The sequence below is a fragment of the Streptosporangium amethystogenes genome (assembly GCF_000721075.1).
Lineage (GTDB): Bacteria > Actinomycetota > Actinomycetes > Streptosporangiales > Streptosporangiaceae > Streptosporangium > Streptosporangium amethystogenes.
In genome coordinates this window covers 1-12471 of record NZ_JOEQ01000050.1, presented here as the reverse complement: position 1 = coordinate 12471, position 12471 = coordinate 1, and the positions used below count along the sequence as shown (strand labels likewise).

12 protein-coding genes and 1 pseudogene are annotated in these 12471 nt (G+C 69.7%); 6 read left to right on the top strand and 7 right to left on the bottom strand.

All coding sequences use genetic code 11. The features are described from left to right. Positions 1-9: 9 nt before the first annotated feature. The 5 genes from IG98_RS0140055 to IG98_RS0140035 all read right to left on the bottom strand — a co-directional run bounded on the left by IG98_RS0140055 (position 10) and on the right by IG98_RS0140035 (position 3559). Complete coding sequence (locus IG98_RS0140055) at positions 10-978, bottom strand: hypothetical protein (protein ID WP_030925047.1); 969 nt, start codon at positions 976-978, stop codon at positions 10-12. A gap of 125 nt (positions 979-1103) precedes the next feature. Then, a complete protein-coding gene (gene nuoH / locus IG98_RS0140050; RefSeq protein ID WP_425428149.1) occupies positions 1104-2060 on the bottom strand; it encodes an NADH-quinone oxidoreductase subunit NuoH in 957 nt (318 codons plus the stop codon). A gap of 51 nt (positions 2061-2111) precedes the next feature. After that, complete coding sequence (locus IG98_RS0140045; RefSeq protein WP_030925041.1) at positions 2112-2654, bottom strand: NADH-quinone oxidoreductase subunit C; 543 nt, start codon at positions 2652-2654, stop codon at positions 2112-2114. After that, positions 2647-3144: an NADH-quinone oxidoreductase subunit B gene (locus IG98_RS0140040; protein WP_030925039.1), complete on the bottom strand. Its 498-nt coding sequence runs from the start codon at positions 3142-3144 to the stop codon at positions 2647-2649. Before IG98_RS0140040 ends, IG98_RS0140045 begins: the two co-directional genes overlap by 8 nt. Positions 3145-3187: 43 nt before the next feature. Further along, positions 3188-3559, bottom strand: a complete 372-nt coding sequence (locus IG98_RS0140035) for an NADH-quinone oxidoreductase subunit A (protein WP_030925037.1) — start codon at positions 3557-3559, stop codon at positions 3188-3190. 168 nt (positions 3560-3727) lie between these two features. Here IG98_RS0140035 and IG98_RS0140030 point away from each other — a divergent pair, with 168 nt between their 5' ends. The 4 genes from IG98_RS0140030 to IG98_RS0140015 all read left to right on the top strand — a co-directional run bounded on the left by IG98_RS0140030 (position 3728) and on the right by IG98_RS0140015 (position 9567). Then, positions 3728-5200 (top strand): polysaccharide deacetylase family protein, encoded by a 1473-nt coding sequence (locus IG98_RS0140030; RefSeq protein ID WP_169750274.1) that lies wholly within the window; start codon positions 3728-3730, stop codon positions 5198-5200. A gap of 375 nt (positions 5201-5575) precedes the next feature. Beyond that, positions 5576-7429, top strand: coding sequence for a 2-oxoacid:acceptor oxidoreductase subunit alpha (locus IG98_RS0140025; RefSeq protein ID WP_030925032.1), 1854 nt, complete (start codon positions 5576-5578; stop codon positions 7427-7429). Positions 7430-7439: 10 nt separating this feature from the next. Beyond that, positions 7440-8486, top strand: coding sequence for a 2-oxoacid:ferredoxin oxidoreductase subunit beta (locus tag IG98_RS0140020; protein WP_030925030.1), 1047 nt, complete (start codon positions 7440-7442; stop codon positions 8484-8486). Positions 8487-8628: 142 nt separating this feature from the next. Continuing rightward, on the top strand, positions 8629-9567 hold the full coding sequence (locus IG98_RS0140015; protein WP_051753537.1) for an NAD-dependent epimerase/dehydratase family protein: 939 nt from the start codon (positions 8629-8631) through the stop codon (positions 9565-9567). A 74-nt stretch (positions 9568-9641) separates the two neighbouring features. Here the strand turns inward: IG98_RS0140015 and IG98_RS0140010 are convergent, their stop codons facing one another. Next, a complete protein-coding gene (locus IG98_RS0140010; protein ID WP_051753536.1) occupies positions 9642-10514 on the bottom strand; it encodes an AraC family transcriptional regulator in 873 nt (290 codons plus the stop codon). A 77-nt stretch (positions 10515-10591) separates the two neighbouring features. On the opposite strand from IG98_RS0140010, the gene IG98_RS0140005 reads away from it, so the two are divergent. Together IG98_RS0140005 and IG98_RS0140000 are read left to right on the top strand one after the other, a co-directional pair. Beyond that, positions 10592-11440 (top strand): alpha/beta fold hydrolase, encoded by an 849-nt coding sequence (locus tag IG98_RS0140005; RefSeq protein ID WP_030925021.1) that lies wholly within the window; start codon positions 10592-10594, stop codon positions 11438-11440. An 18-nt stretch (positions 11441-11458) separates the two neighbouring features. Continuing rightward, the gene (locus IG98_RS0140000) at positions 11459-12235 is read left to right on the top strand and encodes an FAD-dependent monooxygenase (RefSeq protein ID WP_037972553.1); all 777 of its coding nucleotides are present in this window, start codon (positions 11459-11461) and stop codon (positions 12233-12235) included. 42 nt (positions 12236-12277) lie between these two features. Here the strand turns inward: IG98_RS0140000 and IG98_RS0139995 are convergent. Beyond that, positions 12278-12471 (bottom strand): annotated as a pseudogene (locus tag IG98_RS0139995) (DNA alkylation repair protein); the annotation flags it as partial.

Below are 12471 nucleotides of genomic sequence, written 5' to 3'. Positions count from 1 at the left end.
GCCGGCGGGTCAGGGGACCGCGTCCTTCGCCCCCGCCGTCAGGTCCAGGTACTCCTCGTGGGTCAGCGAGCGAGCCTGGAACTCAAGGCCGTTGCCCGCGGCGAAGCGCTCGACGTCCTCCGCGTTCCAACGCCCCGGCAGATGAAACAGCCCTCCGCCCAGCAGCAGGCCGGTCACGCCGGACTCCGCCGAGTAGAGCAGCAGCTCGGAGACGTCCAGCTCGCGGGTCCTGCGCGCGGTCTCCAGCAGCAGGCGGCCGTGGACGACCACCAGACGACAGTGCGGCTGGCCCCCGCGCCTGAGCACGCGCCCCTGGGCGGTCTGGTCGCGGGACCTGCGGCGGCCGATCCCGATCACGACGACGGCCCCGACGACCGTCAGCCCGGCCAGCACCAGGGCGGCGACCCCGAGCGGTTCCATCCCCCAGGTGGCGTCTCCCTGAGCGACGTCTCCCCGGGTGACGTCGGCGCGGGTGTTGGTCAGGTTGAGGAGCACCAGCGCCACGAAGGCCGCCCCATAGGCGAGCACCGCCCACATGAGCACGTACAGCAACTGCTCGCGCCACCACACCTTCGGCGAGCTCAGTGGCGGCCTGAGGCTTCTCGCGCCGGGCACGCGCAGGCGCGGCAGGGGTGCGGGCGCCCTGCGCCAGGTCACCGCGCGCCATCTCGGCGACCTGCGGGCCAGCGCGACCCTGGCCTGCTGCGGGGTGTCGAACGCCCGGAACTCGAACTCCAGCCCGTTGCCCGCGGCGAACGCCTCCACCGCCTTCCTCGACCGGGACCCCGGAGCCTCCAGCATGACCAGGCCGGACTCGTCGAGCACCGCCAGGCCGTATCTCGTCCTGCCCCTGCCGGGGTAGCCGAAGATCAGCAGCCTGCTCGCCCGGCTCTCACCGGCGAGCGGCAGCCGCACCGGTGCGTGTTCCGGCACATCGACGACCAGTTCGTCGTTTTCCACGGCAAGCGCGAGGGTCATCCGTTCCGTCCTTGGCAAGTGATGTCGCAGGGTGCACTGCTCCCTGCCCAGGCTGAGCGCTTCGAACGTCAGATCATCCGTACGGTGGGCCGAGCGGGAAACCCGTGCGGGCGCGCGGTGCGAGGTTACCCGGCGATGACCCTGACAACTCCCGTCAACGCGAGCTGGACCAGTGCCAGCGGCACCAGGCCGGCCCAGGCGAGCCTCTGCAGCTGGTCCTCACGGAGCCTGGGATAGCTCACCCTCAGCCAGATGACCACGAAGACCAGCAGGAAGACCTTGATGAGCATCCACACCGGCCCCGGCAGGAGGGGGCCGTGCCAGCCGCCCAGGAACAGCACGCTGGTCAGTGCGGAGACCACGATGATCCCCGCGTACTCGGCCAGCATGAACAGGGCGAACCTGATGCCCGTGTACTCGGTCATCGGGCCCATGATGAGCTCGGAGTCGGCGATCGGCATGTCGAACGGCGGGCGCCGGAGCTCGGCGAGTCCCGCGACGAAGAAGATCACGCCGCCGATCGCCTGCCAGGGCAGCCACCACCACTGCCAGGCCGCCACGATGCCCGGCAGGGAGAGCGTGCCCGCCGCCATCGCGACGCTGGAGGCCGCGAGGACCAGCGGCAGTTCGTACGACATGAGCTGGGCCGCCGAGCGCATTCCGCCCAGGACCGAGTACTTGTTGCCCGACGACCAACCGGCCATGATCGAGCCGAGCACGCCGATCCCCATCACGGCGAGGACGAAGAACAGCCCGGCGTCCAGGTCGACCCCGACCAGCCCCGGCCCGACCGGGATGACGACCATCACCAGGAGATAGGGGACCAGCGCCACGCCGGGGGCCAGGGTGAAGACCCTGCGGTCGGCGGCGGCCGGGATCACCTGCTCCTTCTGCATGAACTTGACCCCGTCGGCGATCAGCTGTGCCCAGCCGTGGAAGCCTCCGGCGTACATGGGGCCGAGGCGCGCCTGCATGTGCGCCATGACCTTGTGCTCCATCTGCCCGGCGACCAGCGGCAGCACCAGGAAGACCGCGACGATCACGACCAGCCGGACCGCTACGTCGAGCACCTCGGCGATCATGCCTACCTCCGGTCCTTCGGGGGGAGAAGCCTGCCGGGTCGCCGTGATGTCTCAGCCGCCACGCTCGCGCCCCCAGTCGGCGGGCACCCCCGGTGGGAGCGTCTTGCGGCGGCTCGGCGAGCCGTGGTCGGACTCGCCGGGTTCCTTGGCTCCCGGCCATGCCTTGGCGACCCTGGCGGCCAGTACGAAGTCCTTGCGCAGCGGGAACCCCTCGAAGCCCTCGGGGAGCAGCAGCGGGACGAGGTTCGGGTGGCCCTCGAAGACGACGCCGAACATCTCGAAGGTCTCGCGCTCGTGCCAGTCGGCTCCGCGGAAGACGCCGACCGCGCTGGGCAGCCGGGGGTCCTCGCGGGCCACCCTGGTACGCAGCAGCAGGTGGGCGTGGGAGGCGGGGGCGAACAGGTGTGCGACGACCGCCAGGGTCTCCGGCGGCTCGTCCACCGCGGTCAGCCAGTCGAAGAACTCGTACCCCTGGGATCTGGCGGATTCCAGCAGGGCGATCCAGTCGTCGGCGTCCACGTCGACGGTCCGGTAGCCGAAGGACTCCGACACCCGGGCGTTCTCTCCGTGGGTGAAGGGGTGCAGGTCAGGCATAGCGGTCACCCAGGTTCTCGGCGGCGATCTTCTCCTGGAGCATCATGATGCCGTGGAGCAGTGCCTCGGGGCGAGGAGGGCAGCCGGGGACGTAGACGTCCACCGGGATGATCTGGTCGACGCCCTTGGTCACACAGTAGGAGTCCCAGTAGGGGCCGCCGGAGTTGGAGCAGGCACCGAAGGAGATCACGTACTTGGGATCGGGCATCTGCTCGTAGAGCCGCTTGACCGCGGGGGCCATCTTGTCGGTCACCGTGCCCGAGACGATCATCAGATCCGCCTGCCGGGGACCGTTGGCGAACGGGATGACCCCGAACCTGATGAAGTCGTGCCTGCTCGCCGAGGTCGCGATGAACTCGATGGCGCAGCAGGCCAGTCCGAAGTTGAACACCCACAGCGAGTAGCGACGCCCCCAGTTGAGGATGAAGCGCATGGGTTTGGGGGCGAGCCGTGCGGCCGGGCCCACCGTGGGCATCGGGAGATCTGCCATGGCACGCATTCTCCTTCAGGGTCGGTGCTCGCGCTCGCCCGGTTCAGGTCCAGGTGAGCACGCGCTTGCGCCAGGCGTACAGGATGCCGAGCGCGATGAAGCCGAGAAAGACGAACATCTCGGCCAGGGTGGTCGTCCCGAAGCCCGGCTCGGCGAAGATCGTCGCCCAGGGGAAGAGGAAGACCGCGTCAACCGCGAAGATCACGTACAGGTAGGTGAACACGTAGTAGCGGACCTGGGACTGGGCCCAGCCGTCACCGACCGGGTCGACGCCGCACTCGTAGGTGAGCAGCTTCTCGGCGGTGGGTCGGCTGGGCCGGAGCGCCCGGTTGACGAGCAGTACCCCGGCGACGATCAGCAGGCCGATCGCGAACAGCGCGAGGACCACCACATAAGAGCCGAAATATCCGCTCATGGCCTCTCCTCTTCGGGGCCTGCCGTACGGACTCGCCGGATCCGCCGTACGCCCTACCTATAGCAGTATCCGCCCTTCCCGTCATGCGGCGAAGCCCGCCACTAAAGCCTCCGTGCACTTAATCTCAAATCCGGGTAAATGCACTATTACCGCCCCTATGGTGACTTCATGCCTAACCTGCGATTCATCGGAGGAATCGCCTGGATGGCCGTGACGATCGCCGGTTGCGGCGTAGCCAACCCCCCTTCCGCGCAGGCCCCCATGCCCTCGGAGCCCACATTGATCAATTATGTGGACCCCTCCGCGGTCCAGGGCCTGAACACCCGGACCCTGTTCTCCGGAGAGACGGGAAACCTGCACGTGCACGCCGTCTATCCGGCCGTCGCCGACGCTCCCCGCCTCACCGAGAAGCTCCATGGGACCGTGAGCGAGGAGCTCGACAGGTTCACCCGGTCCGGCTCCCCCGCCGACACCCTGCCCAAGCCCGAGTTCAACGTGGACTGGCAGCTCGCCGCCGCGTCCCCCGAGGTCCTGGGAGTACGGCTGCGCATCGGTCACTCCATGGAGTCGGGCTGGAGCGAGGCGCGCACCACCGTCTGGTACGACCGGACGAAGGGGCGCGTCCTCGACTCCGCCGACCTGCTCGCCGGCCGTCCCGCGCTGGTCACGCTGGCCGGGATCGTCAGGAGCGAGCTGGCGCTGCGGGGACCGCTGGTGACCCCGAACGCGCTCAGACCGGACCGGGAGATGTTCGACTCCCTCGGTTTCAACCCGCGCGGCGACCTCGTCGTGGAGTTCGACGACAAGCAGGTGGGGCTGGAGGTCGCCGGCCGGGTGGCGGTCGCCGTGCCGTCCGCGACCGCGGCGCCGCTGCTGTCGGAGGTCGGGCTGCGGGCACAGCGCGCGGCCGTGCAGGCGAAGAAGGTTCCGGTCCCCATGTCGCGGGAGGAGATCAAGGCCGCGAGCACCGACAAGCCTCCGGCGCGCAGTTCCAAGGCGGGCAGCGTGGACTGCGCGAGGCTCAGGTGCGTGGCGCTGACCTACGACGACGGGCCGGGCCCCGAGACCTCGCGGCTGCTCGACATCCTCCGTGCCCACGGGGCGAGGGCGACCTTCTTCAGCATCGGTTCCAACGCCTCCGCACGGCCCGACCTGCTCAGGCGGATGCGCGACGAGGGACACCTGGTGGCCAACCACGGCTGGTCCCACCGCGACCTCACCATGCTGCCCTCCATCAAGATCTCCGACCAGCTCATCCGCACGCAGCACACGATCGCCCAGACCATCGGCCAGGCCCCCACCCTGATGCGCCCGCCGTACGGCGACGGCGGCATCCAGGTGGCCGCCATCGCGGGCCGCCTGAACATGGCCCTGGTGCGCTGGAACGTGGACAGCGAGGACCGGCAGGACGCCGACCCCCGGGCGATCGCCGACCGGACCGTCGCCCGCGCCGAGCCCGGAGCGATCGTTCTCCTGCACGACTCCCACTCCGCGACGGTCGACGCGGCCCCGGAAATCCTGCGCCGACTCTCCGCGGCGGGCTATATCTTTGTCACTGTCCCCGAGCTGTACGGCCTGGGTGAGATGGTGCCCGGCCGAATCTACGAATCCGGGGGCGTTTCGACGGCACTGGACCGGTAGCCGATGTCATAACCTGGAGCTATGGGGCCATAGCCTGAGGCGATGAGAGCACGTCCACGACGGGACATATAGTTGGGCAGCGTGACCTCAACTGTCCTCTTCGCCCGCCTGCACGTCGACCTGTGCCGGCTCGCGGCGGGGCTGTGTCGGGACGGCCGTCCGCGATCGTGACCTCCACGTAGGCCATGATCCGGCTGCAAACGCGACATCCGCGCCCCAGGTTTCGACTCAGCGGCCGCAGAGGATGCGCGACACGGGTCGCTCTCCCCCGCCGAGTGGAACGCGAAAAGACTACGCGTGACCCCGAGGATCTAGCATGGAAAAAAGAATGTGCCACGAGCAACGGCGCCCTGTCGCGTCGAGGAGGACTGAGCTGTGACCAAGCAGGTTCAGCAACTCGAACGCGTAATCATCCGTTTTGCCGGTGACTCCGGTGACGGCATGCAGCTGACCGGCGACCGCTTCACCGCCGGGACGGCTGAGTTCGGCAACGACCTGTCGACACTCCCCAACTTCCCCGCCGAGATCCGCGCCCCCGCAGGAACCCTGCCGGGCGTGTCGAGTTTCCAGCTCCACTTCGCCGACCATGACATCCTCACCCCGGGTGACGCGCCCAACGTCCTGGTCGCGATGAACCCCGCCGCGCTGAAGGCGAACCTCTCGGACCTGCCGCGCGGCGCCGACATCATCGCCAACACCGACGAGTTCACCAAGCGCAACCTGCAGAAGGTGGGCTACGCCGTCAGCCCGCTCGAAGACGACTCGCTCGCCGCGTGGCGGATCCACTCGGTGCCGCTGACCTCGCTGACCGTCAAGGCCCTCGAAGGCTTCGCGCTGTCCAAGAAGGACGCCGAGCGGTCCAAGAACATGTTCGCCCTCGGGCTGCTGAGCTGGCTCTACCACCGTCCCACCGAGGCGACGATCCAGTTCCTGGAGACCAAGTTCGCCAAGAAGCCCGACATCGCCAAGGCCAACATCGCCGCCTTCCAGGCGGGCTGGAACTACGGCGAGACCACCGAGTCCTTCTCGGTCTCCTACGAGGTCAAGCCGGCCAAACTGGCCCCCGGCGTGTACCGCAACATCTCCGGCAACCAGGCGCTCGCCTACGGCCTGATCGCCGCCTCGGTGCAGTCGAAGCTGCCGCTCTTCCTCGGGTCCTACCCGATCACCCCGGCCAGCGACATCCTGCACGAGCTCTCCAAGCACAAGCGGTTCGGCATCCGCACCTTCCAGGCCGAGGATGAGATCGCGGGCGTCGGCGCGGCGCTCGGTGCCTCCTTCGGCGGCGCGCTGGGCATCACGACGACCTCCGGGCCCGGTGTCGCGCTGAAGGCCGAGACCGTCGGCCTCGCGGTGACCACCGAGCTGCCGCTCATCGTGGTCGACGTGCAGCGCGCGGGTCCCAGCACCGGCATGCCCACCAAGACCGAGCAGACCGACCTGCTGATGGCCATGTACGGCCGCAACGGCGAGTCGCCGCTGCCGATCATCGCCCCCTCGACCCCCTCCGACTGCTTCGACGCGGCGGTGGAGGCGGCCAGGATCGCGGTGAAGTACCGCACCCCGGTCATGCTGCTCTCCGACGGCTACCTCGCCAACGGCTCCGAGCCGTGGAAGGTGCCCGACGCCGCCGATCTGCCCGACATCTCCACCGAGTTCGCCTCCGGACCGAACGCCGAGGACGGCGTGACCTTCCTGCCGTTCAAGCGCGACTCCGAGACCCTCGCCCGCCCCTGGGCGATTCCCGGCACCGCCGGCCTGGAGCACCGGATCGGCGGCATCGAGAAGGCCGAGGGCACCGGGAACATCTCCTACGATCCCGACAACCATGACCGGATGGTCAGGATCCGCCAGGCCAAGATCGACGGGATCGCCCACGACATCCCGGCGCTCGAGGTCGACGATCCCGACGGCGACGCCCGCGTGCTGGTGCTCGGCTGGGGGTCCACCTACGGGCCGATCGCGGCGGCCGTGCGGCGCATCAGGAAGGCCGGCGGCAAGGTCGCCCAGGCCCACCTGCGGCACGTCAACCCGCTGCCCGCCAACACCGGCGAGGTGCTGCGCGCCTACGACAAGGTGCTCCTGCCGGAGATCAACCTCGGCCAGCTCGCGCTGCTGCTCCGCGCCCGCTTCCTGGTCGACATCATCAGCTACAACCGAGTGCGCGGACTTCCGTTCAAGGCCGAAGAACTTGCCGGCGTGATCCAGGACGTGATCGACAGTGAGTAGTGGTACCGAATTGTCCGTCCCCGGAACCGGCGGGGGGCTCTCGCTGGTCCCGAAGTCCGAGGTCAAGCTCGGCATGAAGGACTTCAAGACCGACCAGGAGGTCCGCTGGTGCCCCGGATGCGGTGACTACGCCATCCTGGCCGCGGTCCAGTCGTTCGTGCCCGAGCTCGGCCTCAAGCGCGAGAACATGGTGTTCGTCTCGGGCATCGGCTGCTCCTCGCGGTTCCCGTACTACATGGACACCTACGGGTTCCACTCGATCCACGGCCGCGCCCCGGCGATCGCGACCGGCCTGGCCGCCTCGCGTCCCGACCTGTCGGTCTGGGTGATCACCGGTGACGGCGACTCGCTGTCCATCGGCGGTAACCACCTCATCCACGCGCTGCGCCGCAACGTCAACCTGAACATCCTGCTGTTCAACAACAGGATCTACGGTCTCACCAAGGGCCAGTACTCCCCGACCTCCGAGGTCGGCAAGATCACGAAGTCCACCCCGATGGGCTCGCTGGACAAGCCGTTCAACCCGATCTCGCTGGCCATCGGCGCCGAGGCCTCCTTCGTGGCCAGGACCATCGACTCCGACCGCAAGCACCTGCAGTCGGTGCTGCGCGAGGCCGCCGAGCACCGGGGCACCTCGCTGGTCGAGATCTACCAGAACTGCAACATCTTCAACGACAACGCCTTCGAGCAGTTGAAGGACCCGGAGCGGCGTGACGACATCACGCTCCGCCTGGAGCACGGCCGGCCCATCGCCTCGGCTTCCAAGGCGGTGCGCCGGGCGGCCGACGGCGGCATCGAGGTCGTGCCGAGGTCGTCGGTGAGCGAGGACGAGATCCTCGTGCACGACGCCCACCGGGTCGACCCCTCGCTGGCCTTCGCGCTCTCCCGGCTGGACGAGCCCGCCTTCGAGCACGTCCCGATCGGCGTCTTCCGCAGCGTCGAACGCCCCTCCTACGACGAGCTCATGGCCGAGCAACTCCAGGAGGCCGTCGACGAGCGGGGTCCCGGCGACCTGAACGACCTGCTGCTCGGCGGGGACACCTGGCGTATCGGCTGACCCGATACCCGTACCACGTGATGAGGCCCGCTCTTCGGAGCGGGCCTCATCGCTTTTCCCGGATTCTCGGCAATGCCTGCCGATATCCGGCGTCGCACGGTATGAATTCCTGCAGAACCTCGCTCGAACAGGGAGAGCTCAGATGCGAAGCCCGGCCCCCGTACACGGAGCAGAGGATCACTGGCGCGGGAGGCGGGTGCTGGTGACGGGAGCCGGCGGCTTCATCGGGGCACACCTGGTGCGACGCCTGGGCGCGTGCGGCGCGCGGGTGCACGCGGTCGGCCGCCGGGTCAGGGAGAGCGCGGACGGCGAGACCTGGCACGTCGCCGACGTCGCCGACGAGGGCGCGGTGCAGAAGCTCCTCACCTCCGTCCGCCCGGAGGTCGTGTTCCACCTGGCCAGCGAGGTCGCCGGGGCCAGGGACCCCCGGCTGGTGCTGCCGATGCTGCACAGCAACCTCACCGGCGTGGTCAACCTGCTCACAGCGGTCACCGACGCCCCGGGAACCCGGGTGGTGCTGGCGGGCTCGCTGGAGGAGCTACGGCCCGAGGAGGGCGACAGGGCACCGTCCTCGCCCTACGCGGCCTCCAAGTGGGCCGCCGACGGCTACGCGCGGATGTTCCACCACCTGTGGGGCGTCCAGGTCTGCAACCTGCGGATCGGCATGGTCTACGGCCCCGGCCACCAGGACACCCTGAAGCTGGTCCCCTACGTGACACTGTCCCTGCTGCGCGGCCAGGAGCCCGAGCTGGGCAGCGGGACGCGCGAACTCGACTGGGTGTACGTGGACGACGTGGTCGACGCCTTCCTCGCGGCGGGTTCGGCCCCGGACGTGGCGGGCCGCGCCTTCGACATCGGCACCGGGACGGGCACCTCGATCCGCGACACCGTGGACCTGCTCTCTGAGATCGTCGGCGCCCGGATCGGCCCCCGCTACGGCGCGCTCACCGACAGACCGCTGGACAGCGCCAGAATCGCCGACCCGGCCACCGCCGCCGAGACCCTCGGCTGGCGGCCCACCGTCGGGCTGGAGGAAGGGCTACGGCGGACCGTCGCCTGGCTCGCCCGCGAAAACGGCTGAGCCGGTTCGAGGAACGGCGATCGAGAAGAATCTTCAGGCCTGCTGACCACACATGGAACGTTGTGTACCGCCGGCTATGTGACAGATGTCCACGGAACCACGCTCGGCTCAGCCTGGGCACCACCGGGCCACGCGATGTCGTCAACGGCGAGAAACGGCTCGCCCGCCACGGTCGCGGGGGTTGCCCCGGTGAACGCCATGACGTCCCGATGCAGGTGGGACTGGTCGGCGTAGCCGGCGTCGGCCGCGACCTGGGCCGCGCTTTCACCCGCGACCAGGCGGTGGGCGGCATGGTCGAAGCGGACCAGCTTCACGGCGCGCTTGGGCGGCAGGCCGAGCTGCGACCGGAACCGGGACCACAGCCGCTTACGGCTCCACCCGACCTCGGCCGCGAGTCCGTCGACCCGGGCCCGGCCACGGCTGCCGACGATCCGGTGCCAGGCCCAGGCCACCTCCGGGTCCACCGGCGGCCCCGCCTCATGCCGGCGGGCGAGCAGCGCGTCCGCCAACGCGAAGCGATCCTGCCACGACGAGACATCGCCCAGTCGCTCGCTGATCCGGGACGCCTCCCGGCCCCACAGGTCCTCAAGGGACACGAGGGCACCGTCGAAGTCGGCGGGGGAGGCGCCCAGAACCGCGCGTGCGATCACCGGGGACAGCCGCACCTGCACGCACTCGACGTTCTCTCCCCACGCCCGGACCGCGCCTCCGGACCCGACCCCGGGCCCGGCGACCATGCTTCCCCGCTGCTGCCGCCCGGCGGCACAGCCAAGGACGGGCGAGCCGGCGCCGAACTCCAGGAGCAGCGTCACGGCCGGGTGCGGGACCATCCGGAGCGCGTCGAGGTCACGGACACGGAACCCGGCCATGGTGACACCGGCCACCCGGCTGGGCCGCCGCGGGCACGCGACGTCCCACACAACCGCGCCGTGCACGAACGTCCGCACCGTCCCAAGCTACATGAGCCGGCTGAGGGGAACATTCGTCCAATCCGTCGGCGGGTACCGGCTGTGACAGTGGGCTCATGACTGTTTCTGACGGCGGCCCGTACGTGAACGGCGGCACCGAGAGTTCGATCCTGTCGCTGGACGACGGCGACATCCACATGTGCCAGGACGGCCCCCGCGACGCCCCCGCACTCCTGCTCATCCACGGGTCCGCATCCTCGACCCGCTCGTGGGACCCGCTGGTTCCGCTGCTGACCGGATCTCACCGCGTCATCCGGATCGACCTGCTCGGGCACGGCCGGTCGGCCAAGCCGGCCGACCGCAGCTACACGATCCCGGACCAGGCACGCCGGGCCGGCGTGGCACTGGACCGGATCGGCGTCGAGCACGCCGTGGTCGTCGGTCATTCCAGCGGCGGCGTGGTCGCCACCGCCCTCGCCGAACAGCGGCCCGACCTGGTGGCCGCGCTCGCGCTCGTCAACACCGGCCCCAGTCTGGACGCCTTCATCGCACCGGAATCCGCCGCGATCGGCCCCTCGCAGTGGCCGCTGACCGACGAGCAGATCCGCCGGTTCGCGAGCACCGGTTTCAGCCGCGCGGGCTACCGGATCCCCGACGAACTCCTGGACGAGGTGCGTGTTATGACCTACCACACGCTCACCACGACGATGCAGGCCACCCGCTCCTACCTGGAGCAGCGGGCGCTGCCGGATCGGCTGACGGTCCTGGGCAAGCCGCTACTGGTGATCTTCGGCGAGGACGACCGCAGATGGCGATCCTCATCCGCCGCCGACTACCGCGCCGTTCCGGGCGCGAAGGTCGAGTTGCTGCCCGGTCTCGGGCACTCGCCCCTGCTTGAGGATCCGCCGCGGACCGCCGGCCTCCTGCTGGCCTTCACCGCGGTCCACGCCGTACGGGTGGACTGAATGACAAGGAGGGGTGCCGTGCGGATTCTCATCTCCGGCGCCAGCGTCGCCGGTCCGGTGCTGGCGTACTGGCTCACCAGGTACGGCTTCTCCGTCACCGTCGTCGAGCGCGCGCCGACCCTGCGCAGGACCGGCGGCCACACGGTCGACCTGTTCCGGCCCGCGATGAACATTTCGGAGAAGATGGGCGTGCTCCCGCGCGTCGAGGAGCGGGCCACCGGCGCGAACCGGATGACCGTCTACCGGGAGGGCGCACGACGTCCCGTCCGGGCGGACCTCTCCAAGATCTTCAGCGCCACCTCCGACCGGCACGTCGAGATCATGCGCGATGACCTGAGCGAGATCTACTACGACGCCACGCGTGACGACGTCGAGTATGTCTTCGGTGACTCGATCACCGCGATCTCGCCCGACGGCGAGGGGCGGTTCGAAAACGCCGCGCCGCGCCGCTTCGACCTCGTCGTCGGCGCGTACGTCCTCGCCGGGGAGCTGGCGCGGGCGGGCTGCGACCACGAGCGCGCCTTCCTCGCCTACGAGCGCGCGATGGCGGAGCACGTGCGCGGCAGCCACGCGGTCGCGCTGAGCGCGGCGAAGACCCTGATCCCCACGTCCCGCCTCGGCGTGTCGGGACTGGCCCAGGGCGCCCGCCTGATCTCCGCCCTGCCCGCGGGACCCAGCCGCGCCCTCCTGCGCCTCACCACCAAGAGCGCACGCCTCTACAACTCCATGACCGTCGACGACTACCCGCCGTCGCCCGCCGCGCAAGGAGGCCGGGGCGGGCTCGGGGCGGAGTGAGGAGTGCTCGCCGCCCTCATTCGCCACCGCCGGCTCACCGTCTTACCGTGGCTGTCTGCGCACCATCTCGGTGATCCAGACAGGCGCGAACGGAGACGTACAGCCCGGGGAAGTCGGGTAGTCCTTGAGCACCTCCAGGCGCTCGCCGATGTCGATCGCACGGGCGCGGTGCTCGGCGCGCTCGATCCCGATCTGCGCCAGGCAGTGGTTCATCGCCCACTGCAGGCGATCGGGGG